Annotated in this window: 22 protein-coding genes; 18 read left to right on the top strand and 4 right to left on the bottom strand. The window is 32.6% G+C overall.

Going from position 1 to position 22,476, the window contains the following annotated elements; translation table 11 throughout:
- Nucleotides 1-2: 2 nt before the first annotated feature.
- The 5 genes from CN946_RS10100 to CN946_RS10080 all read left to right on the top strand — a co-directional run bounded on the left by CN946_RS10100 (nucleotide 3) and on the right by CN946_RS10080 (nucleotide 4,838).
- Nucleotides 3-935 (top strand): carbohydrate ABC transporter permease, encoded by a 933-nt coding sequence (locus tag CN946_RS10100; protein WP_098861024.1) that lies wholly within the window; start codon nucleotides 3-5, stop codon nucleotides 933-935.
- Nucleotides 935-1,765 carry a carbohydrate ABC transporter permease gene (locus tag CN946_RS10095; RefSeq protein ID WP_098861008.1) on the top strand — a complete coding sequence of 277 codons (831 nt, stop codon included), beginning with the start codon at nucleotides 935-937 and terminating at the stop codon, nucleotides 1,763-1,765. Before CN946_RS10100 ends, CN946_RS10095 begins: the two co-directional genes overlap by 1 nt.
- Before the next feature lie 15 nt (nucleotides 1,766-1,780).
- Complete coding sequence (locus CN946_RS10090; protein WP_098861007.1) at nucleotides 1,781-3,055, top strand: ABC transporter substrate-binding protein; 1,275 nt, start codon at nucleotides 1,781-1,783, stop codon at nucleotides 3,053-3,055.
- Between the two features lie 230 nt (nucleotides 3,056-3,285).
- Complete coding sequence (locus tag CN946_RS10085; protein WP_098861006.1) at nucleotides 3,286-4,332, top strand: LysM peptidoglycan-binding domain-containing protein; 1,047 nt, start codon at nucleotides 3,286-3,288, stop codon at nucleotides 4,330-4,332.
- Nucleotides 4,333-4,496: 164 nt separating this feature from the next.
- Nucleotides 4,497-4,838, top strand: a complete 342-nt coding sequence (locus CN946_RS10080; protein ID WP_098861005.1) for a DUF805 domain-containing protein — start codon at nucleotides 4,497-4,499, stop codon at nucleotides 4,836-4,838.
- Between the two features lie 54 nt (nucleotides 4,839-4,892).
- On the opposite strand, the gene CN946_RS24005 is transcribed toward CN946_RS10080, so the two are convergent.
- Entirely contained in the window at nucleotides 4,893-5,339 is a 447-nt protein-coding gene (locus CN946_RS24005; protein WP_098861004.1) for a VanZ family protein, read from the bottom strand.
- Between the two features lie 213 nt (nucleotides 5,340-5,552).
- Here CN946_RS24005 and CN946_RS10070 point away from each other — a divergent pair, with 213 nt between their 5' ends.
- Nucleotides 5,553-5,897: a DUF805 domain-containing protein gene (locus CN946_RS10070; RefSeq protein ID WP_098861003.1), complete on the top strand. Its 345-nt coding sequence runs from the start codon at nucleotides 5,553-5,555 to the stop codon at nucleotides 5,895-5,897.
- 96 nt (nucleotides 5,898-5,993) lie between these two features.
- Here the strand turns inward: CN946_RS10070 and CN946_RS10065 are convergent, their stop codons facing one another.
- Nucleotides 5,994-6,338, bottom strand: a complete 345-nt coding sequence (locus CN946_RS10065) for a hypothetical protein (RefSeq protein WP_098861002.1) — start codon at nucleotides 6,336-6,338, stop codon at nucleotides 5,994-5,996.
- Nucleotides 6,339-6,608: 270 nt separating this feature from the next.
- Here CN946_RS10065 and CN946_RS10060 point away from each other — a divergent pair, with 270 nt between their 5' ends.
- From CN946_RS10060 to CN946_RS10030, 7 genes are all read left to right on the top strand, one after another.
- A complete protein-coding gene (locus CN946_RS10060) occupies nucleotides 6,609-7,544 on the top strand; it encodes a carbohydrate ABC transporter permease (protein ID WP_286133890.1) in 936 nt (311 codons plus the stop codon).
- Entirely contained in the window at nucleotides 7,544-8,374 is an 831-nt protein-coding gene (locus tag CN946_RS10055; RefSeq protein ID WP_097973254.1) for a carbohydrate ABC transporter permease, read from the top strand. Before CN946_RS10060 ends, CN946_RS10055 begins: the two co-directional genes overlap by 1 nt.
- A 129-nt stretch (nucleotides 8,375-8,503) precedes the next feature.
- Nucleotides 8,504-9,775 (top strand): ABC transporter substrate-binding protein, encoded by a 1,272-nt coding sequence (locus CN946_RS10050; protein ID WP_069032765.1) that lies wholly within the window; start codon nucleotides 8,504-8,506, stop codon nucleotides 9,773-9,775.
- Between the two features lie 238 nt (nucleotides 9,776-10,013).
- Nucleotides 10,014-10,208, top strand: a complete 195-nt coding sequence (locus CN946_RS10045; RefSeq protein ID WP_098861000.1) for a hypothetical protein — start codon at nucleotides 10,014-10,016, stop codon at nucleotides 10,206-10,208.
- 378 nt (nucleotides 10,209-10,586) lie between these two features.
- Entirely contained in the window at nucleotides 10,587-12,416 is a 1,830-nt protein-coding gene (locus CN946_RS10040) for a sensor histidine kinase (RefSeq protein WP_098860999.1), read from the top strand.
- Nucleotides 12,394-13,947 (top strand): response regulator transcription factor, encoded by a 1,554-nt coding sequence (locus CN946_RS10035; protein WP_098860998.1) that lies wholly within the window; start codon nucleotides 12,394-12,396, stop codon nucleotides 13,945-13,947. Before CN946_RS10040 ends, CN946_RS10035 begins: the two co-directional genes overlap by 23 nt.
- A gap of 93 nt (nucleotides 13,948-14,040) precedes the next feature.
- Complete coding sequence (locus tag CN946_RS10030; protein ID WP_098860997.1) at nucleotides 14,041-15,006, top strand: phosphotransferase enzyme family protein; 966 nt, start codon at nucleotides 14,041-14,043, stop codon at nucleotides 15,004-15,006.
- A 71-nt stretch (nucleotides 15,007-15,077) separates the two neighbouring features.
- On the opposite strand, the gene CN946_RS10025 is transcribed toward CN946_RS10030, so the two are convergent.
- Complete coding sequence (locus tag CN946_RS10025) at nucleotides 15,078-16,031, bottom strand: PstS family phosphate ABC transporter substrate-binding protein (protein ID WP_098860996.1); 954 nt, start codon at nucleotides 16,029-16,031, stop codon at nucleotides 15,078-15,080.
- A 172-nt stretch (nucleotides 16,032-16,203) separates the two neighbouring features.
- Here CN946_RS10025 and CN946_RS10020 point away from each other — a divergent pair, with 172 nt between their 5' ends.
- Complete coding sequence (locus CN946_RS10020) at nucleotides 16,204-16,890, top strand: winged helix-turn-helix domain-containing protein (RefSeq protein ID WP_098860995.1); 687 nt, start codon at nucleotides 16,204-16,206, stop codon at nucleotides 16,888-16,890.
- A 536-nt stretch (nucleotides 16,891-17,426) separates the two neighbouring features.
- Here the strand turns inward: CN946_RS10020 and CN946_RS10015 are convergent.
- Nucleotides 17,427-17,570: a BH0509 family protein gene (locus tag CN946_RS10015; protein ID WP_176547282.1), complete on the bottom strand. Its 144-nt coding sequence runs from the start codon at nucleotides 17,568-17,570 to the stop codon at nucleotides 17,427-17,429.
- A 439-nt stretch (nucleotides 17,571-18,009) separates the two neighbouring features.
- Here CN946_RS10015 and CN946_RS10010 point away from each other — a divergent pair, with 439 nt between their 5' ends.
- The 4 genes from CN946_RS10010 (at nucleotide 18,010) to CN946_RS09995 (ending at nucleotide 22,474) form a co-directional block, all read left to right on the top strand.
- Nucleotides 18,010-18,219 (top strand): hypothetical protein, encoded by a 210-nt coding sequence (locus CN946_RS10010; protein WP_098860994.1) that lies wholly within the window; start codon nucleotides 18,010-18,012, stop codon nucleotides 18,217-18,219.
- An 18-nt stretch (nucleotides 18,220-18,237) separates the two neighbouring features.
- On the top strand, nucleotides 18,238-18,471 hold the full coding sequence (locus CN946_RS24000) for a CpsB/CapC family capsule biosynthesis tyrosine phosphatase (RefSeq protein WP_098860993.1): 234 nt from the start codon (nucleotides 18,238-18,240) through the stop codon (nucleotides 18,469-18,471).
- Between the two features lie 460 nt (nucleotides 18,472-18,931).
- Nucleotides 18,932-19,807 carry a UTP--glucose-1-phosphate uridylyltransferase GalU gene (gene galU / locus CN946_RS10000; protein ID WP_098861022.1) on the top strand — a complete coding sequence of 292 codons (876 nt, stop codon included), beginning with the start codon at nucleotides 18,932-18,934 and terminating at the stop codon, nucleotides 19,805-19,807.
- Nucleotides 19,808-20,176: 369 nt separating this feature from the next.
- The gene (locus CN946_RS09995; RefSeq protein ID WP_286133889.1) at nucleotides 20,177-22,474 is read left to right on the top strand and encodes a glycosyltransferase family 2 protein; all 2,298 of its coding nucleotides are present in this window, start codon (nucleotides 20,177-20,179) and stop codon (nucleotides 22,472-22,474) included.
- The last annotated feature ends 2 nt before the right edge of the window (nucleotides 22,475-22,476 follow it).

The raw sequence follows: 22,476 nt of genomic DNA, 5'->3' as shown, positions 1-22,476 counted from the left end.
CAATGAATAAAGAAGTTGAAACAGTTGTAGATGATGCTACTGACTTTAAAGTCTCCTATCGAAAGAAACGTAGAAATAGTGGAAGTTTTATCGTATTTGTTGGTCCAGCTTTTCTAGTATTTGCAGCTTTAGTACTAATTCCGTTTTTAATGGGTCTGTATTATTCCTTTACAAACTGGAATGGGGTAGTTGGAAATATCCATTATGTCAGTTTTGATAATTATAAGTACATATTTACGCAAGATGCAGACTTTAAACAGTCCTTTATAATTACGACAAAGTATACGTTTTTTGCTGTGATCCTAACGAATTTGATTGGTTTTGGCTTAGCTCTATTAGTTACTAAGGGGCTTAAATCAAGAAATATTCTTAGGACAATTTTCTTTTTACCTAACTTAATAGGTGGTTTATTACTCGGTTTTATATGGCAATTTATTTTTAATAAAGGTCTCACTTCATTAGGAGCTGCGCTAGGGATCGATTCATTAATGCAATCATTGTTAGGTACTGCAAATGGAGCGTTTTGGGCAATTATTATTGTCGCCATCTGGCAAGGTGCAGGATATATCATGATTATTTATGTAGCAGCACTCCAAGGAGTACCTCAGGAATTGATTGAAGCAGCCCAAGTTGACGGCGCAGATCGTTTTACAACTTTAAGGAAAATCATCATTCCAATGGTAGCACCAGCTGTAACTGTTTGTTTATTTTTAACAATCTCTTGGTCCTTTAAAGTATTTGATCAAAATTTATCACTTACTGGTGGGGGACCATTTAAATCGACAGAAATGCTTGCGTTAAACATTTATACAGAAGCATTTGTAAACAATCGATACGGATTAGGGGAAGCAAAAGCAATTGTCTTCTTCGTCGTTGTTGCAGCTATTTCAATTCTCCAAGTTTATTTAACGAAGAAAAGGGAGGTTGAAGCATAGTGGAAAATGAACGCTATACCGGACTGACGTTTTTGCTTGAGCTATTTGGGATCATTTTAGCGATATTTTTCCTTGTTCCCTTCTACTATGTATTAGGAAACTCGTTTAAATCCTTTGCAGATATATTGCAAAATACATCATCTCTACCAAAATCCTTAGATTTTACAAATTACTCTCAAGCGATTGCCGTTATGGATTTTTGGAGGGCTTTATTGAATTCTTTGATAGTAACAGTAGCTAGTAATGTGTTTATCGTTTTATTTTGCTCAATGGCAGCTTATAAACTCGTTCGCACAAGGCATAAAATTTCAACGGTTATTTTCTTTATTTTTGTTGCAACGATGGTAATTCCTTTTCAATCAATTATGATTCCTCTTGTTAAAGTTGGAAGTACACTTCATTTAATGAATAGTCATTACGGACTTGTTGTTATGTATTTAGCGTTTGGCTCAGCACTTTCAATTTTTCTCTATCACGGTTTTATAAAAGGTATTCCAATTGAGCTTGAAGAAGCAGCGATAATTGATGGATGTTCACCATATATGGTTTTTTGGAAAGTAGTGTTTCCTTTATTAAAGCCGATCACCGTGACAATTGTTATTTTAAATACTCTATGGATTTGGAATGATTTCTTGTTGCCATCTCTAGTTTTACGTGATGAAGAGCTCCGCACAATACCGCTAGCTACTTTTTATTTTTTTGGCGCATATACGAAACAATGGAATTTAGCACTTGCCGGGTTAGTCTTAGGTATTATGCCATTATTGATCTTTTTCTTCGCTGCCCAAAAGCAAATTATCCGAGGTATTACAAGTGGTTCAATAAAGTAAGTTAAGGAGGATTATATGAATAAAAAACTATTTAAGTCGATAGCCGTTTTATCAACTAGTATGTTGTTGTTTACTGGATGTAATAATAAGAAAGAAGAAACAAAAAAGCCTGGTGCTGGTGAAAAAATTACATTAAATATTTTTCAATTTAAAGCTGAAATTGCAAAAGATCTAGAGGCTTTAGCAAAGGAATATCAAAAAGAGAATAAAAATGTAACGGTAAAGGTTCAAACAGTAGGTGGAGGTGCAGATTATGGAGCAGCATTGAAAGCTCAATTTGCATCAGGAAATGAACCAGATATTTTCAATAATGGTGGATACCAAGAGGCTGTTACTTGGAAGGATAAACTCGAGGACCTATCAAATCAAGATTGGGTGAAGGATTTATATCCGGAAACCGAAAAACCGATGACAGTTGATGGGAAATTACTCGGAATGCCTATGAACACGGAAGGCTATGGATTCATTTACAATAAAGATTTATTTGATAAAGCTGGTATTACACAATTGCCAAAAACATTAACTGAATTAGAGGCAACAGCAAAAAAATTAAAAGACGCTGGCATTACGCCGTTTTCAGTTGGATATGGTGAGTGGTGGATTTTAGGAATTCATTTATTAAATATTCCATTCGCACAACAACCAGATCCTGATAAATTTATCGCCGATTTAAATGCTGGCAAAGTGAAAATTCCTGATAATGATAAATTTAAGGAGTTTATAAAATTATTTGATTTAACGATTAAATATGGAAATAAAAATCCATTAACTACGGATTATAATACACAAGTTACTAATTTTGCATCTGGAAAAACAGCTATGATGCAACAAGGAAACTGGACACAAGGTATGATCGATGGCATTACACCAAATATGAAACTTGGTCTTTTACCAATGCCGATTAATGATGACAAAAACGCAATGGACAAAATCCCGGTCGGTGTACCAAATAACTGGGTAGTTAATAAAAATTCAAAAAACAAAGAAGAAGCGAAGAAGTTTTTAAATTGGATGGTTTCTTCTGATACAGGTAAAAAATATATCGTTGAAAAGTTTAAATTCATTCCAGCAGTTAAAACAATTGAAGGGAAAGGCTTAGGCCCAATTGCTGATGATATTCAAAAATACTCAGCTGATGGAAAAGTACTTTCATGGAACTGGTTTAAGTATCCAAACGGTGCAACAAATGAATTTGGTGCTTCAATGCAAGCATATGTTGGAGGACAAAAAAATCCACAGCAATTACTGCAATCGCTTCAGGATACTTGGGATAAGTTAAAGAACCAGTAAACGAAAAAGAAATTTATGGCAAACCTTATTTCGAAATAATTTCGAATGAGGTTTGTCTTTTTTTTGTACACATTTTTAATGTAGCTTTTGTTAATGATTTATCAATTGGAAGATTTTATGTGATGAACAAAATTAATTATCGTGATATAGTAATTATCGTTGCGAATAGAAATGAAATTCCTGAGTTTAACCTAGATAAATAGATTAATAGTAAGGGAGAGTAATCAAATATGAAAAAATCGATTAAAAATGTTATTTTATCAACTGCGATTGTCTTTTCTTTAGGAACTGTAGTCGGACCAGCGAATGCTGCATCTGTTGTTTATAAAGTTAAAAAAGGGGACACGCTTTATAAAATTTCTAAAACATATAAAACATCTGTTACTGAGCTTAAAAAGCAGAATAAATTAAAATCGAATTCAATACGAATTGGACAAAAATTAATTATTCCTACAAAATATAAAGTTGCTACAAAAAAGCCAGCAACACAAACGATTAGTCCCGTGAAGCTTCCAGCAAGTGAATCAGTTAAAAAGATGGCATTAGAAATCACTTCATGGTATGAAACATCATCATCTGGATCTGATGCATTTGGTGCAACAAGTGGTAATTTCGATGGTGCCGGTCTATCTTTTGGTGCCCTTCAAGAAAATTTTGGAACAGAAACGATCCAACCAATTATGAAAAATATGTTCGCAAATCATAATGATGTTGTACTAAAAGCTTTTAATGGAGATACGGATTCTTATAATACATTTAAAGATGTCATTATGAACAAAACCACAAAAGAACAGGTAGCTTGGGGAGATTCAATCAGTGACCCTAATAATAAATACCAAGTTGTAGAGCCTTGGAAGACTTACTTTAAAAATCTAGGTACGAGTAAAGAATGTATCGATGAACAAATTAATGCTTCAAAATGGTACTTCGATCAAACAGAAAAGTATTACAAAACATTCGGATTATGGACAAAAAGAGGATATGCACTAATGTTTGATATATTTGTTCAAAGTGGTGCGATTTCGGATAAAACGAAAAATTTAATATTAGATGATTTTAAAAAAATTGATACAAAAAACATGACAAAAGAACAAATCGAAACGAAAAAAATGAATATTATCGTTGATCGTCGTGCAGCAGATGTAAATGAACAATGGAGAGAAACATGGAAATCTAGAAAATCAGTCATTGCGAACGGCAGCGGTACAGTTGTTGGTTATGGTGACTTCTTTGATGTAACTCCGTATGGTGCGACGTTAACACATGTTAATAAGTAAGTTATTTGATGAGGGAGTCCGAATTTGGACTTCCTTTTTTATTTGAACACTGATATTTTTCATTTTTTTAATAACAAATATGTGATTTGATTTTTTTATGGGAATATTAAAAAGGAAGTATACACTAGCTTTTGGATAAAATAATTTCTTAGGAGAGATCAGTTGTGCAATGGTATTTAAAAGTATTAAAGAATTATGTAGGATTTCATGGTAGAGCGAGTCGAACTGAATATTGGATGTTCTTGTTGATTAATGCAATTATTACTTTTTTACTTAGTTTATTAGATAACTTTGCAAATACAGATAATATGATTTCAGGAATTTATGGTTTGCTTACCTTACTGCTACTAATAGCAGTCGGTGTTCGCAGATTACATGATATTGGTAAAAGTGGTTGGTGGTATTTAATTAGTTTATTTCCGTTTATAGGATCAATTATTTTATTAATACTTGCTTGTTTTAAAAGTGAAAATCACGAGAATCGTTTTGGACCAGTACCAAGATAAGATTAAAATTAAGAATGTTCATTGGGTATTAGGAAAAGACTTAAATGTACCATATTATTTCTTAAATAAATTGATCTTTGAAATCTTATACCCAATGTATGTCCCTATCGTATTTAAAATAACATCATCTATATCTGAAGTTCTTAAAGACATCATAAATTGGACAACTTCTATGCTTACCGATAAAAATAAGCCAATTAGGATAACTTTTTTTGATCTCTTAATGGATGTTAAAATAAACCCAAATGGCACAAAAAGAATGATATTTCCAAAGATATTAACTATAAATTGTTTAATGCTACTAAACTCATTAAACATTTTGATTAATGGAATTAAATTTAATCCACCTTCAGAAACACCTATTCCTAAAGAAGCGACTGGAAAAAATGTAAACCTAAAAATAAACACAAGTGAAAAAATTAACAGTAAATATTTAATGAAAATAGGTTTCAAAATAAATCTCCCAAAAATTGTTTTAATTAATAATAAGTTATTATACATTAATAATTTTGTATTTCCTCAACAAACTTTGAAGTAGATGATGATCGCATTGGCCCAACACCTAGATAAACTAAGCTTAATACCCGCCTAATTTTAGGCGGTTTTTTGTGTTAATTCAAAATAGATTGTCCTATTATTAAAAATTAATAATGTTACCTGGGTATTAAGAATAGACTTAAATGTACCGTATTTACTTCTTAGGAGGGATCCATCGTGGAATGGTATTTAAAAGTATTAAAGAATTACGTAGTATTCAACGGAAGAGCTAGAAGAACAGAGTATTGGATGTTTTTCCTGTTTAATGCCATTATCACTATTATACTTTCGATTTTACAAAGCATTGCGGATATTGATAATATATTAACTGGAATTTACGGCCTTTTGACGATATTGCCATCTTTAGCAGTAGGGGCTCGCAGATTACATGATTCAGGAAAAAGCGGTTGGTGGTTGTTAATTGGTTTGATTCCGTTTATTGGTACGATTATTCTTATTATTTTCTTCTGTATGGATAGTGAAGAGGGAGATAATCGATTTGGGGCGAATCCTAAATTGTAGATTGAGGATTGGATATTAATTTTAAGGATTTATCTGTAAACCGTCTTGAAAAGGGCGGTTTTTTGTCATTTTTCGAACATACTTTAATCATACTTTTTAATTTTTAAAAAAATGTATTTCAATCTTATCATTTAAAGAAAGAATATGTACTATTTCACCGTTCTTACTGAAAACCCTCCGAATGCCTAGAGCTTCTTCTTTTATTTCATTCCATCCCCACAATTTTAAAATTAATTCATAATAACCTGGTAAACCATGTTCTTCAGATGTCATTTTCCATTTGTAGACTGCGTATTGATGTTTGTAGTCAATCTTGGACTGAATTGCAGTTAACGGAATTGGGAAACCCTTATGTAATTTAGATGGTTTGTGAGCAATGAAAAATATAATAACGATCAAAAAAACAAAGATAAATAAAAACTTCTTATGTAATTTATTCATGCGGAATTCCCCCTAACTTCTTTGTTTATAAACAATTTATCATTTTTAATAAAGTGTTTATTTAGAAGTAGTAAGGAGATTATGAAACTTTTATGAATATAGTTACAAGCAATGTTTTTTATCAGAAATAAACAGTTCAAAGATTAAGTAGAAAATTTATATTATTTAAACCTAAAAATTAATCTAGTCAATATATTCCACCCTACTGTTCAAATGAATACGTTTTCACAACTTGAGAGGTATTTTATGATGATAGTGGAGGTGTTACAGATGATTGAAACGAAAAAAGTGATTGATACAAATTTAACAGATGCCAAGACAAAGAAGTCATCTAAAAAATTAAGAGATTTTTTAAATTATCTTACGTTTGTAGGACCAGCAAGTATTGTTTTTGCAGCAATCGTGTTAACGCCATTTTTAATCGGCTTTTTCTATTCATTTACTCAGTGGGATGGTGTAGCTGATTCTGCTAAGTGGGTTGGACTTGAAAATTATAAATACATTTTTACGAAAGATACGGATTTTATCCATTCGTTTATTTTAACTGGTAAATATACATTATTCGCTGTGATCTTAACCAATGTGATTGGTTTTGGTTTAGCGTTAATCGTAACTCAAAGCTTGAAGACTAGTAATATTTTAAGAACAGTCTTTTTCCTTCCAAATTTAATCGGTGGATTATTATTAGGTTTCATTTGGCAGTTCATTTTTAATAAAGGTTTAATTTCAATTGGACAATTATTGCATTCGGACTTTTTACAAAGAGCACTTTTAGGAGAAGAAAAAGGTGCGTTCTGGGCAATTGTCATCGTAGCAGTTTGGCAAGGTGCAGGTTACATAATGGTTATTTATGTAGCGGCTCTGCAAGGTGTACCACAGGAATTAATTGAAGCGGCTCAAATTGATGGTGCAAATAAATTCCAAGTGTTACGCAAAATCATTATTCCAATGGTAGCACCAGCTGTAACAGTTTGTTTATTCTTAACAATTTCATGGTCATTTAAAGTGTTTGATACAAACCTTTCATTAACAAATGGTGGACCGTTTAAGTCTACTGAGATGTTGGCTTTAAACATTTACACTGAAGCTTTTGTAAATAACCGTTATGGATTAGGTGAAGCAAAAGCGATTGTATTCTTCGTAGTCGTAGCGTTAATTTCAGTTATTCAAGTGTACATTACGAAGAAGAGGGAGGTTGAGGCATAATGCTAAAAGAACGATATACTGGCTTTACTTTAATATTAGAAATAGCGGCAATTATACTTGCTCTCATCTTCTTAGTTCCTTTTTATTATGTGTTAGGTAACTCATTTAAATCATTTGCTGATATTTTACAAAATACATCTTCGCTTCCAAAAAGCTTAGATTTTACAAACTATCAACAAGCAATTGAAGTAATGAATTTCTGGAAAGCGCTAATGAACTCATTAATCGTGACAATTGCTAGTAATGTTGTAATCGTCTTTTTCTGTTCAATGGCAGCTTATAAACTAGTTCGTTCAAAAAGCAAAATTTCAAATATCATTTTCTTTATCTTTGTAGCAACAATGGTTATCCCGTTCCAATCAATTATGATCCCATTAGTGAAAGTTGGAAGTACGCTTCATTTAATGAATAGCCATTGGGGATTAGTAGTAATGTATTTAGGTTTCGGGTCAGCATTATCAATCTTCCTATATCATGGGTTTATTAAAACAATTCCGATTGAGTTAGAGGAAGCAGCAATTATTGATGGATGTTCACCGACTATGGTTTTCTGGAAAGTTGTATTTCCTCTATTAAAACCAATTACGGTTACTATTGTTATCCTAAATACGTTATGGATTTGGAATGACTTCTTATTACCATCACTTGTATTAAGAGATATGGAGTTAAGAACAATTCCTCTTGCTACATTCTACTTCTTTGGAGCATATACAAAACAGTGGAACTTAGCGTTATCTGGACTTGTTTTAGGTATAACACCACTACTAATTTTCTACTTTGCAGCACAGAAACATATTATTAAAGGGATTACGAGCGGTTCAATTAAATAACGTGACTGGGTGGAAGCTATCAATATATTCCACCCATCATGTCAATATAGGCTATCCATAGTTGTTTATTTTTAAATGTATAATGAAAGCGTATTCAAAATAAAGAATATTGAGACGGGGGTTTTTAGGATGAAAAAGATGCTAAAGGTAGCAGCAGCATTAACAACTTCAGTGATGTTATTCTCTGCATGTTCTGGGGGATCTTCAGACAAAGGGTCAAATGATTCAAAGGATAAAAAAGTAACATTAAACGTATTCCAGTTTAAGGCTGAGATTGCGAAAGATTTAGAACAAATGGCTAAGGATTACCATAAGGAAAATCCAAACGTAACAGTTAAAATTCAAACTGTTGGTGGCGGTGCTGATTACGGTGCTGCATTAAAAGCTCAATTTGCTTCAGGTAACGAGCCTGATATCTTTAACAACGGTGGATTCCAAGAAGCAGTAACTTGGAAAGATAAATTAGAAGATCTTTCTGATCAATCATGGGTAAAAGACTTATATCCAGGAACTGAAAAACCAATGACAATTGACGGCAAACTTTACGGTATGCCAATGAACACTGAAGGTTATGGATTTATTTACAATAAAGATTTATTCGCAAAAGCTGGTATTACTGAAGCACCAAAAACGTTAAGCGAATTAACTGCTGCAGCTGAAAAGCTTCAAAAAGCAGGTATCACACCATTCTCAGTTGGATACGGTGAGTGGTGGATTCTAGGAATTCACTTATTAAATATTCCTTTCGCTCAACAGCAAGATCCAGACAAATTCATGGCTGACGTTAATTCTGGTAAAGTGAAAATTCAAGACAACGAGAAATTCAAACAATTTATGAAACTGTTTGATTTAACAATCAAATACGGAAATAAAAATCCTTTAACAACTGATTACAACACTCAAGTTACAAACTTTGCTCAAGGTAAAACTGCTATGATCCAACAAGGTAACTGGATTCAAGGTATGATTGATGGAATTACTCCAAACATGAACTTAGGCGTGTTACCAATTCCAATCAACGATGACAAAGCAGCTATGGACAAATTACCAATGGGTGTACCTAATAACTGGGTAGTTAACAAAAACTCTAAAAACAAAGAAGAAGCTAAAAAATTCTTAGAGTGGATGGTTACTTCTGACACAGGTAAGAAATACATTGTAGAAAAATTCAAGTTCATCCCTGCTTTAAAAACAATTCAAGGTAAAAACTTAGGACCAATCGCAGACGACTTACAAAAATATTCTGCTGAAGGTAAAACATTATCTTGGAACTGGTTCAAATACCCAGATGGAGCTACAAATGAGTTTGGTGCATCAATGCAAGCTTACGTTGGAAAGCAAAAATCTGCAGACGAAATGTTAAAATCTCTTGAAGATACTTGGATGAAATTAAAAAAATAAGTTCTTAATTTTAGGCTTCCCTGAAATACCCTATAGATTAAGGCAACCCACAAGGAATTAATTTCCTTGTGGGTTTTTAATTTTTTATGCCCTGTTAAGGAATAAATTAATATTTCGAATAAGATCGATCTAAGTACAAAAGTTAATAAATTTTTTAGACTCTTTTTTTCATTAATAGTAGTTTGTACAAGCCCTCCTTCATTTCGAACATATATTTGAAATAAAGGAGTGATTTTAAATGAAAAAGAGAAAATGTAATTGCTCTTGTGGAAATAAGGTGACAAAGGTAGATATACAACGAATGCAAGAAATACTAAATAAACTTAGAAAGCTAGATGAAGACGATATTGAAAATTTAGAGCCTACTGATTGTTTTGAGTTTAGAGGTGTATTTTGTTGTCGTGTGGATGGTCGAATAATATGTATAGAATAACCAGTGTGTTAATGTCTATAAACTAAATCCTTAAATAATACAAGTTGGTAACATATTATTTGCAATAGAATAGAAGCCCACTTCTTGACCTATCGACGTGATTTAGTTGAACAACAAGAGCAGCCATTCGGTTGCTTTTTTTTATTTATGTATTTGGCAGTTTAGTCAAAGAAGGAAGCGAATTATCATAAAAGCCCTGGAAAAGAAGTTTATGTTTATCCCCTTTAGTAGACACGCGAAAAAGCCTACCCATTAAAATGAACCTCTCTAGCACGTATCAAGAATAAGAGCTAACCTCCAGTTTACTATATTTAAAATTTAAACTTTCTGATAAACTAGATAATAGAAAGTGCAAACGTTTCCGCAAAGGATGTTATCATGAAAAATAGTATTAGAAGTAAGTTGATTGTCTTATTATTAATCGCCACGATTATTCCTTTTGGATTATCGATTATCGCAAATTATTTTTATACGAAGAACACGGTAACAAAGGAATTTGTAAATACAAACCATGATTTATTGAAGCGTAGTGGGAATGATTTATTGAATTATTATAATGAGATCTACGGTATTCCATTGTCCATTTATAGTAATAGACCGTTTTTGTCCGTGTTAGAAAATGGTGCTACTGCATACATCGAACAAAATTCTGCTGAAATTCAACGTAGTTTATTAGGACTTTATTTTTCTAGAAGAGAGATCGAGCAGTTGCATTTGTATTTAACAAAGGGTAAGGATGATTACACCGTATACAATGCAAAGGTGAGTAGTCGCGGGAAATTGTATAATTTCAATCAAATTCCTGCATATCGAAATTTAAGTTATTCGAGGGACTCGTATTATATTCAACCGACTCATCCGATTCAAAACTATAATAATTTATCTGATTTTCGAATCGAGCCAGTTAAACAGGTTGTATCATTTCATTATTTTTTAAATAATGTTACTTCAGACCAATGGTTAGGTTTCTTATCGATTGATATTGAATTAAGTAGAATTAAAGAGATTTTCGATCGTATTTATAAAAAAGGAGAGGAACATCTTTTCGTTGTTGGTGATGGGAATGTTGTTCTGTATTCTTCTGAAAAAAGACTAATAGGTAAAAAGCTAGAAACAAAATGGTATAAAAAAATAACCTCAGATCGTTCGGGTGAGGCAAGTTTTGATTGGAAGGACAAGGACTTTAGTGGGGTTTATGTGTATGACAAAATCACAAGTAACCATCAACAATGGACGGTCATTAAAAGCATTCCTTATAAAAATCTCTACCATAATTCAAATCAATTGTTGAAAATTACAGTTACACTAGGAGCGATTTCAGTCTTATTAGTCATCATTTTAACCATTATCGTATCCTTCAGATTTACACGGCCAATACGAATCTTAATTCGAGATATGCAGCGAATTGAGAAGGGAGAACTTGCTGTTTCCTTTGATACGTTAGGAAATGATGAGTTTGGGCAACTAGGTAAACATTTTACTTCAATGGTCGATACGTTAAACGATTTATATATAAAAGAGTACAAGCTTCAAATAGAGAATAAAACAAATCAATTAAAAGTACTTCAGTCTCAAATAAATCCGCATTTTTTATACAATGCCTTGCAGTCAATTGGAACACTTTCATTAAAAAATGATGGAATTAAAGTGTATCGATTAATCATGTCACTATCAAAAATCATGAGATATAGCATGAAGAATAATGAAGATTTTGTAACGCTTAAAGATGAATTAAACCATATAAAAGATTATTTATCGCTCCAAAACGAACGTTATGACGGCAAATTTGTTTATAACCTGGAAGTGGATGAAGAGCTAAACAAAGTAAAAATGCCAAAAATGATTTTACAGCCAATCGTAGAAAATTTCTTTAAACACGGCTTTGAAAAGCAACAAAAGCTTGGTGAATTAAATATTTCGATTCATAGACAACAAGATGATCGCTTAAAAATAGTCATTGCTGATAATGGTGAAGGTGCATCAGAAGAGGAATTAGAAAACATCAATTCATCGCTATCAGAAGGTGGGTTAAATACGAACGAGAGTATCGGTTTAAAAAATATTTCTGATCGTATTCATTTCTATTATGGTAAAAAAGCAGAAGTGAAAATAGAAAGTGTGAAGCATGAAAACTTTGTTGTAACGATAATCTTACCGATTGAAATGACAAGAGGAGAAGTTAATCATGAAGGTTCTACTAATAGATGACGAAAAGCATGTACGTGAAGGTGTAAAACTTCTTGCAGATTGGGATGCAATTGGTGTTACTGAAATATTAGAAGCAGAAAATGGAGCGATCGCTCAAGACATCATTATAAAGGAAAGACCGACAATAATATTTACTGATTTAATGATGCCAGAGCTAGATGGTAGAGGATTATTAAAGTGGCTTCATTCAGAAAATATTAATTGTAAAGTAATCGTTGTAACGGGCTATGATGACTATCATTATATGAGAGAAGCCATTCAGTTCGGTGCATCTGATTATTTATTGAAACCAATTGATCCAGATATATTGAATGAAACTTTGTTAAAAGTAGTTTCAGATTGGAATGAAAAAGAAAAAGAGAGAATTGATGCATTAAACGATTTTCGTTTGCTGCAGGAAGTTTTACCTGTTTACAGAGATAAACAATTAACAAATGCAATTTACGGCAAAGAATATAATCAGAACATGTTAAACCAATTAGGATATGAAGAAGGGCAAACTCTACATGTTTCTTTACTAAAATTACGAAATTTAGAGACCTTCAAAGATATTTGGCCAGAGGATTTATGCTTTTTTGCCTTATTGAATATTGTAAATGAAGTTCTTCAAAACCAAAATGGAGGAATTGCGTTTCGTAATTTACAGGGTGCAAAAGAGATTTGTTTACTATATTGGGGCGAGCAAGTAACTGACAGTATTCAGCATATCGCTAAAATTTTATCTACAGTTGTACCTTTCCCGTTTCATTTTGCAATTAGTAGAAAGCTAACAATTGAATCAATTCAGTTTGGGTACGAGGAAGTTGTAAATGTTCTACAGCATGTAAATATTTTAGAAAAGCGAGATGTACCAGTTTATTCTTATGAAGTTATAAAAGAGTATAATCCGATTAATCTAGTAGAAATCATCAACTTATTTGAACAAATGGTTGAGAAACAGGATATTTATATTTACGATGAAGTCATTCAACTTTTTAGTAAACGAATCGCACAGAAGAATTATTTTCCTTTTGCACAGTTACTTTCATTGCATCAGGAGTTTCTAATTTTCCTTAATCACTGGATTAATAAGCTATCACTTCAAACCATTCAAGAAGTAAATCTAGAATTGTTCTGGAATGCGAGAGGGCATTTTGAAATTGGTGAATATGTTTCGACTCAAAGGGAAAGAGTACAGTCGATTATTCAAGAAAAAAATCAAACGAACCAAGAACTAAATAGTATTGAAGCAATCGCAAATTATATTCAACTTAACTATGCTGAAGAAATTTCACTTCAGGAGTTTTCAGAGAAATTTTATTTAAGCCGCGAATATATATCCCGAAAGTTTAAACAAATTTATAGTGTGAATATATCAGATTATATTGTTTCGATTCGGATCGAAAAAGCAAAGGAATTATTGAAGTTCCCCAATTTAAAAATTTATGAAATAGCTGGGAAAATCGGCTATCAAGATGATAAATACTTTCGAAAAGTGTTTAAGAAAATCGTTGGGATGACCCCAAATGAATACCGAAATATGAATGGTTAGTAATTATTTAGTAAAAAAGTTGCAGGAAATCCTTGGAAACTGAGGAATAAGTAATTAGATATTTATTCTATGTATGTTTCGGGGGATTAAAAAATGGAACAGGCAGTTGAAAGAGTTTTTACTAAAGAGATTTTAACGAATGCAGCATCACAATTTGGTATTACAGTAGAAGAAAAACCAGTCGGAGAGTTCGAGAACTATCTTTTTAAAGGTAAGCTGGCTGATGGAACGGATCGCATTTTACGATTAACGCATTCATCTCATCGCTCAAAAGAAGAAATTGAGGCAGAGCTAGAGTTTTTAAAATATGCTAGAGAAAACGGAGCGAATGCAGCAGGTTCTTTATCTTCTTTAAACGGTAATTTAGTAGAAGTCCAAAATGCAAGCGATGGCACCAGTTTTTACGCATCATTGTTTGAATGGGCAGATGGTCAATTAGTTGATCGTACAAACCCAGCTGTGTGGAATGATGACCTAATGTACACATGGGGAAAAACAATCGGAAAGCTTCACGCGTTAACAGTTGATTATCCTGTAACAAATCATCGTGAACATTGGGACGAAGAAGCTTATTTAAATGATATGTTAGCTGATGAAGAACTTGGCATTTTTACGAAGGAATTAATAGAAGAAATCCAAACTTATGATAGAAAGAAAGACTCTTATGGATTAATCCATAGCGACTTGCATCTCCACAATTTCTTCGTAAATGATAAAGGTGAAATAACGGCTTTTGATTTCGATGATCTGCAATATAATTATTTCATTTCAGATATCGCAATTGTCTTATATTATACTGCTTGGGGTAGTAAGGCATCATTCGAAGAAAAATCTAATTTCGCAAAAAGACAGCTAGAAATCTTTCGAAAAGGTTATGAAACCGAATATGTATTAGATGAAGAATGGTATAGTCGAATTCCATCATTTTTAAAATGTCGTGATATTACGCTTTATCATGTACTAAATATGAAATATGAAGAGAAGACGCAAAGAGTTATTGAACTTTGTGAAGAATTAAAAGAGCGAATTATAAATAAGAAGACGATCATTGATCTTTAAATTAAACAAAAAGCTACGATTCAAACACGAATCGTAGCTTCTTTTTATATTTAAATTGGGGGGGAGTAAGGTTATTTGTGTCTAGCTTCTTCTATTTTATTAATATTGATTTCATATTGCTCATCTTCTAATGGGATATAGCCAACTTGCTCAGCTAAAAGTGGAGCATTTTCATTCGCAAATTTTAAGTAGTCCAAAACGACAGGATGTTTAAGTGAGTTTATATTTACATATGTGTAGAGTTCACGTGAAAGTGGGTAAGTCCCATTTTTAATTGTCTCTTCAGTCGGTAAAACTGCTTTACCTGTTTTCGGATTAACGATTGGCACGATTTTTAATTGATCTTTGTTTTCTTCATAGTAAGCATGACCAAAGTATCCAATTGCACCTTTTTCACTAGCAACATCAGCGACAAGATTTTTGTCATCTTCAGACGTTTGAGCATCTTTCCGTTCGCCAGCTTCATTTAAGATTTTTTTATTAAAGTATTCGTAAGTTGCTGACTCATTACCAGGGCTAAAGAATCTAATTTCTTCCTTTGGCCAAGCCGAGTTTAGTTCGTTCCAAGTTTTTATTTTGCTATTAACAGACCACAACTTTTTTAATTGTTCAACTGTTAATTGATTAACAAAATCATTGTCTTTATTTACTACAACTGATAGACCGTCGTAAGCTAATTTTAATTGAATATAATCGATGTTATTGTGCCTAGCGATTGTATCTTCTTCATTTGTTATTGGACGAGATGCGTCGTTTATATCAGTTATACCATTTGCGAATTTTTTAAAACCATCTATTGAACCACTATTACCTAATGAAATAGTTACCTCGGGTTGTGCAGAACTATATTGTTTCGTTATTGTTTGCATAATCGGGAAAACGGTAGATGAACCGTCAATTAGTACACTACCAGTTAATTGTTTTTCAGATGTACTTGAATTAGGATGATAGGCAAATCCACAAGCCGCTAAAGATAACATAGCTGTGATTACGACGACTATTAAAAGTACTTTGTATAGTTGCATCTACATTTTCCCCCTTCGTTGTTTTTACTACATTTCTTACAATATCCCACAAAGATTAACTTGCTTTTAACGCTACGTAAAGAATTTGTAAAGGTATAGTGAAAGTCCCCCTTTTTTGTTAATAACCAATTAAAATGACCGTATAAACAGTAAAAAATGGGAGAGATATACGGTGGAGCAAATTGTCATCATCCAAGATCAAAACGAGATTGAACATGTGCTTCAACAAAGTAAACAATTCGGATTAATTAAAATCAGCACATATCGATATGGAGAGTTTAATGAAGACATACATCTTGGTTTCTTAAAAGGCTGCATAGTATTAATGAAAAGCCAGGTTTTGGACGAGTTTATTCCATTAATCATGAGAATAAGACGGATATCAGAAATACCGATCATATTATTAGTTGAAACGTATGATTCATACGAGGCAGCGATTTGCATTGAAGCTGGAGCGGATCAATATGTTAAATATCCAATTCATCCAAGAGACTTATCCGCAAGAATAAAAGCAGTTATGAGGAGGGCAGGCACTGAAAAAATAGAAGAAGACCGAGAAAAAGTTTTATATTTTGGAGAGATTTCCTTCTATTTAAATCGAGAAGAGGTTTACAAAAACAAAATGAGGATTGAATTAAATGGTAGGGAATACGCAATTTTACTTTTTTTAATAAAAAAGGCTGGCTTTATTGTTACGAGAGAAGAATTAATGGAAGTCATTTCTGTTTATAAAAATAGAAGATTAATCGATATTTATATTCATAGTTTACGACATAAAATTGAGGAACTTCCGAATTATCCTAAATATATTAAAACGATTAAGGGAAAAGGGTATCGGTTTGAAACGCTTGCTTATTGAACATGAGTGTAATTAAAAAGCTAGGTGCATTCTTTTTTAAGGATGTCATTTAGCTTTTTTATTTTTATATGGCAGAGCATTGGGGAGAGTAGGGAATACGTAATTTTACTCTTTTTATTAAAAATGATGTTTTTTCTTAAATAAGAGACACATAATAAATTTTTTATATACAAACCCGAATAGACAAAAAAACTAGGGTGAAAACGGGAGAATCTTAAACGCTTTCGCAACTTAAACAACAAAAAGGACTAATTTGTTTTTACCAAATTTTGTAAAAAATAAAATTTCGATATAACAAAATGATGCATAGAAAATACTTTTTTTAAATGTTTATGTCTCAAATTGAGGAATATAGTCGGAGAAGTAGGACTTTTGGTGTCTATAGTAAAATCGAAAAAAAGAGGAAATGTAAGTAATTAGAAACAGTATTTACCAACGAAACGTTTGTAAATGGAAAAGCTAAGTGAATCCGAAAATAGGGCTCACCTAGCTTTTTATTTTTATAAGTGCAGTAAACAAAAGTGGTAAGATCTTATTCAGCGTGATGTAACATGTGTATAAGCTGTGTCGTAAAGGTGCTCTAAATCAGCATCCGTCATGAAAACTAAGTCCTCAGTTGAAAATCCTTTTGTTAATTCAAAAAATTGAACCATGTTTTTACGCTCTTCTCTACTCATCATTAACAACACTACCTTTTATTTAAATGATTGATTAATTTGTTTTCAATCTGTTTTAATACAGTGTACTTATTTTGTTAGTTACTATATAACTCGAAAGTTAAAATGTGCTAGTAATTTTTACTAAAAAAGTAAAAAATTAATTTAATTAAATCACTAATTATTTTTCAAATTACAACGTATTGATTATTCTAGAATAATATCTAATGTTACAATTTTCGTTAATGAATTTAACATAACTAGAACAGTTTGTGAGGGTTTCCATAAAACGGGTTAATAAATCGACAAAAAACCTTATTTTATGGTAAAATTAGACAAAACTTCCTATTTATAGATTAATTCCCACTTAATTTTTTGTTAAGTAATTGTTATACTAGGTACTGTTGAATCTGAGGTTATATTTTAATAGAATAATAAACGGTTACATTATTAGGAAGAAATGATGGAAGAGACGATTAGTTTACAGGATGTATTGAAAGAAAAAGCTATACCCTTAACGATTTTACTAGGGCAAGAGGTAAGGCTTTATGGAGAATTGATACAAGACTTTGAGCTTAAGCGAATTGTTTCAATTAATGATGGAAGCCGCTATTTACTATGTGAACTTCCGTCATCCCATATACCACAATTTACAAATAGGTTATTTTACTAGATGTAATCAAATCGAATTATGCAGATTCTTGTACATCCTGAACGCAACAAAGTTCTTATAAACGAACCAGATATTCTTTTTGAATTTGTCCAAAAGGGTATATTAACTCAAATAACAGCTCCATCAATAACAGGTAAATTCGGTAAAAAAATTAAAAAGTTTGCTTTTAAATGCATTGAGGCACAAAACTCGAAAAAACGGAATTTTGAGTTAAATGATACATACAAATCATCCGAGAAAAATTGGGGATAGAAACTGAGTTCCAAATGAGGGGAAATGCGCAATCAATTGTGAATGGTGTCGTTCTTTATCCAGAAGAACCTCTTAAATTAAAGCAAAATATTTTTAGTCGTTTACTAAGAATCTCTAATAAATGATAGGTGTTATCTCCTTACCGTTATCAATGGGGGGACTCGACTATATTGTGGTAGATGATTAAATTGATTAGTTTTCCATTTATCTTAATGCAAATAGTTCTCTTGAAATTAATCAAACTAAAGGGCTAAGCGTATTGGAGAAAAGGAGTAAAACAACTTAATATGATCTGCTTAGACGCAAGTCGTCAGAGGTATAGTGTGAGGAGGGGCTAGATGCCCTAAATTATATTTATTTTAAAAGAAAATAGAGTTTCTTCTTGTGTATTTATTGACATGACTATAGAAGTGGAAACTTTATTAATTTGGGGAAAGAAAGCAATGAAGGGAATTTGAAAATGAAGAAAGTAAGAAAAGCAATTATACCAGCAGCGGGTTTAGGGACACGCTTTTTACCTGCAACAAAAGCAATGCCGAAAGAAATGCTACCAATCGTAGACAAACCAACAATTCAATACATTGTTGAAGAAGCAATTGAATCAGGAATTGAAGATATCATTATCGTAACAGGTAAAGGAAAACGCGCAATTGAAGATCATTTTGATTATTCATTTGAGCTAGAACAAAATTTATTAGAAAAAGAAAAATATGCGTTATTAGAACAGGTTAAAGCGCCATCTAATATCGACATTCATTACATAAGACAAAAAGAACCTAAAGGATTAGGTCATGCAGTATGGTGTGCACGTAATTTTATTGGGAATGAACCATTTGCAGTATTACTTGGAGATGACATTGTTGAGGCTGAAACACCAGGATTAAAGCAGTTAATAAACCAATATAACAGTACTTATTCATCTGTAATTGGTGTACAAACTGTTCCAGAACAAGAAACACATCGATATGGAATTGTTGATCCAATTCTCCAAGAAGGAAGAAGATATGAAGTACAAAACTTTGTTGAAAAACCAGCACCTGGTACAGCGCCTTCTAATTTAGCAATTATGGGTCGTTATGTATTTACACCTGAGATCTTTATGTTCTTAGAAGAACAAAATATCGGTGCAGGCGGCGAAATTCAATTAACAGATGCTATTGAAAAATTAAATTCTATTCAACGTGTATTTGCATATGACTTTGAAGGGAAACGTCATGATGTTGGTGAGAAGTTAGGATTTATTAAGACAACAATTGATTTTGCTTTAAAAAATGAAGACTTAAGAGAAGATTTATTGAAGTATTTACATGAAATGTTAACAGTCAATGTTAATTAAAGATAGATAATTAGATTGAAAGCAATGAGATTTGAACAATCAGAATATGCTTCTAAAGCTACTCTTATCGAAAGAACAATTGAAAACAGAAGGATCTATTTATTTACTAAGCGCTTAGTGGATTTATCTGGCGCTTTTTTTGGGTCTTATACTACTATTACCAGTTCATATTATTATTGCTATTATTTTAAAGTTAGAAGATCCTAAAGGTCCAATTTTCTTTTTTTAAACTCCGGTAAAAATGGAAAAGAGTTTATTCGGAAAAGGATGGGAGATTTTTAACGTGATAATTTAATCTGCCCACCCATAAATAGTTAAAACATTGTATTTTTTTTAAATAGGGAGTTGACAACAAGAGGGATGAACGAAATGAAAAGACAATTTAACACTGAAAGCAATTTGGAACCATTACCAAGAGTGCATGAAAAACCATCCACTGCAAAATTGACATTGAATCGAATCTATATTTTGTTTACGATTGGATTTTGGCTGCTTTATGTAGCATCCACAATTTTTGATCAACTGCATAATGGGAATGGTACTTTTAAACAAGTCGTTGAAGCGGGATTATATATTTTGATTGTTACGACACTATGTTTTTCCGCATTGATGTATCTTTATTCTAGACAAGGGGCATTGATCCGATTTAAAGAGCATACTCGGATCCCACGGGAAACCTTATCTGCTTATTTTTCTGAGAATCAACCAGGAATTACTGTTTTGGTTCCTTCGTATGATGAAGAGGTTGGCGTTATTCGAAAAACATTACTATCAGCTGTTTTACAAGAATATCCGAAAATCGATGTACAACTCTTGATTGATGATAAGCCGAATCCAACGGATCCGCAAAAAAGGGAAAAATTGCAAGCAACTATGAATCTTGCAAAAGAAATTACAGAGCTTTTGGAAGTCCCTTATACAAAATTAGCAAAAGCTCGTGACGATTTTGAAAATGCATATAACAAAACAGGGGAAATCTCTTCTTCTACTTTAAATGATTTAATAAAGCAATATAATTATGCTGCCAAATGGATTAATAAATTTGCTGATGAAGAACCTTCGGAGAATCATGTAGATGATTTCTTTAATAATCATGTTTTAAGAGCTTTAGCTGAGGAATTAACCGTAACGGCAGTAGCATTAGAGAAATCTTCAAAAGAAAATTATAGCATGAGCTATGAACGTATCTATCAGTTTTATTCTCGATTAGTATGGATTTTTACCGGAAAAGTAGGGTATTTCCAACGAAAACAGTTTGTTTCTTTATCTGATGAAGCCAATAAAGCTATGAATCTTAACTCTTATATTGATTTAATGGGAGGGAGCTACAAGATTCGCCAAACACCAGCCGGTAAAGTATTGCAGAGAGTATCTTCAGAGGCAGAAGCAGATTTAGTAATTCCAGATACTGAATTTTTACTGACGCTTGATGCCGATTCTATTCTGCTAAGAGAGTATTGTTTACGTCTGGTATATCTATTGAAGCAAGAAGGAAATGAAAAAGTAGCTGTAACACAAACTCCTTATTCTTCTTTCCGTGGATGTCCAACTCGAATCGAACGAATTGCCGGTGCTACAACAGATATTCAACACACCTTACACCAAGGAACAACGTATTATGGCGCGACCTTTTGGGTAGGGGCGAACGCGGTCATCCGAAAACGTGCGATCGAGGAAATTGCCGAAACAGAATATGTAAATGGATTTAAAATTCGCCGTTTTATCCAAGACCGTACAGTAATTGAGGATACGGAGTCTAGTATTGATTTAGAAAAAAATGGTTGGACCTTGGCGAATTATCCGGAGCGTATGAGTTACTCAGCAACTCCACCAGATTTCGGTTCTTTAGTTATCCAACGTCGTCGTTGGGCCAATGGTGGATTAATCATTATGTCGAAGCTATTTGCTACTATTCGCCAACGCCGTCAAGAAGGGAATCCAATTAAGTTAATGGAAATCTTGTTGCGAGTCAATTACATGGCATCTATTGCTTGGGCTAGTTTTGGCTTAATCTTCCTATTAGCCTATCCCTTTGACGACCGTTTATTGAGTATTTTTATTGTTGGTGCTGCTATCCCTTACTTTACTGCAATGGCGAGTGATTTAAAATACAATCGTTATAAACGAATGGACATTTTCCGAATTTATGGTCTCAATCTAATCTTGTTGGCTGTTAATTTGGCTGGAGTGCTAAAGTCAATCCAACAGTTATTAACAAGTGAAAAAATTCCTTTTGCACGAACACCTAAGGTTAATGATCGGACTGGCACGCCAACACTTTATATCTTAGCGCCGATCACTATTATTGTTTATTCTGCTTTTATTTGCTATCGCTCTTTCATGCTCGGAAATTGGCCGAATGCTTTATTTTCCTTTTTTAACGCCTTTACTTGTGGGTGGGCTGCATTAACATTTATCGGACCTGTCAATATGCTTGTGGATTTAATTCATAACTTTAAAGAATGGATATTCGTAGAAGTAAAACCTAAGCAAACTGAAAAAGATGAACAAAATCAATCAGAAATCAATTGGCAATCGGTCTTATACTATGGTGATGAGAAGGGGCGAACAGAAGTCCCATTAAGTATATCACTTGGTAAATTGGAAAATACAGAGACAACTGAAGTTGAAGATAAACTTAATTTCAGCAATAAAAAAATAGGATGAAA

The organism is Bacillus sp. AFS053548, assembly GCF_002575105.1.
Classification (GTDB): Bacteria; Bacillota; Bacilli; order Bacillales; family Bacillaceae_G; genus Gottfriedia.
The sequence above is the reverse complement of the archived record's forward strand: the minus strand, read 5'-3'. Positions and strand labels throughout refer to the sequence as shown.

Coding starts and splice junctions, on each gene's coding strand:
- galU (WP_098861022.1), top strand. CDS start 18,932: ATGAAGAAAGTAAGAAAAGCAATTATACCAGCAGCGGGTTTAGGGACA.
- CN946_RS10040 (WP_098860999.1), top strand. CDS start 10,587: ATGAAAAATAGTATTAGAAGTAAGTTGATTGTCTTATTATTAATCGCC.
- CN946_RS10010 (WP_098860994.1), top strand. CDS start 18,010: ATGGAAGAGACGATTAGTTTACAGGATGTATTGAAAGAAAAAGCTATA.
- CN946_RS24005 (WP_098861004.1), bottom strand. CDS start 5,339: ATGTATAATAACTTATTATTAATTAAAACAATTTTTGGGAGATTTATT.
- CN946_RS24000 (WP_098860993.1), top strand. CDS start 18,238: ATGCAGATTCTTGTACATCCTGAACGCAACAAAGTTCTTATAAACGAA.
- CN946_RS10085 (WP_098861006.1), top strand. CDS start 3,286: ATGAAAAAATCGATTAAAAATGTTATTTTATCAACTGCGATTGTCTTT.
- CN946_RS10035 (WP_098860998.1), top strand. CDS start 12,394: ATGAAGGTTCTACTAATAGATGACGAAAAGCATGTACGTGAAGGTGTA.
- CN946_RS09995 (WP_286133889.1), top strand. CDS start 20,177: ATGAAAAGACAATTTAACACTGAAAGCAATTTGGAACCATTACCAAGA.
- CN946_RS10065 (WP_098861002.1), bottom strand. CDS start 6,338: ATGAATAAATTACATAAGAAGTTTTTATTTATCTTTGTTTTTTTGATC.
- CN946_RS10025 (WP_098860996.1), bottom strand. CDS start 16,031: ATGCAACTATACAAAGTACTTTTAATAGTCGTCGTAATCACAGCTATG.
- CN946_RS10050 (WP_069032765.1), top strand. CDS start 8,504: ATGAAAAAGATGCTAAAGGTAGCAGCAGCATTAACAACTTCAGTGATG.
- CN946_RS10055 (WP_097973254.1), top strand. CDS start 7,544: ATGCTAAAAGAACGATATACTGGCTTTACTTTAATATTAGAAATAGCG.
- CN946_RS10090 (WP_098861007.1), top strand. CDS start 1,781: ATGAATAAAAAACTATTTAAGTCGATAGCCGTTTTATCAACTAGTATG.
- CN946_RS10100 (WP_098861024.1), top strand. CDS start 3: ATGAATAAAGAAGTTGAAACAGTTGTAGATGATGCTACTGACTTTAAA.
- CN946_RS10045 (WP_098861000.1), top strand. CDS start 10,014: ATGAAAAAGAGAAAATGTAATTGCTCTTGTGGAAATAAGGTGACAAAG.
- CN946_RS10030 (WP_098860997.1), top strand. CDS start 14,041: ATGGAACAGGCAGTTGAAAGAGTTTTTACTAAAGAGATTTTAACGAAT.
- CN946_RS10060 (WP_286133890.1), top strand. CDS start 6,609: ATGATTGAAACGAAAAAAGTGATTGATACAAATTTAACAGATGCCAAG.
- CN946_RS10015 (WP_176547282.1), bottom strand. CDS start 17,570: ATGATGAGTAGAGAAGAGCGTAAAAACATGGTTCAATTTTTTGAATTA.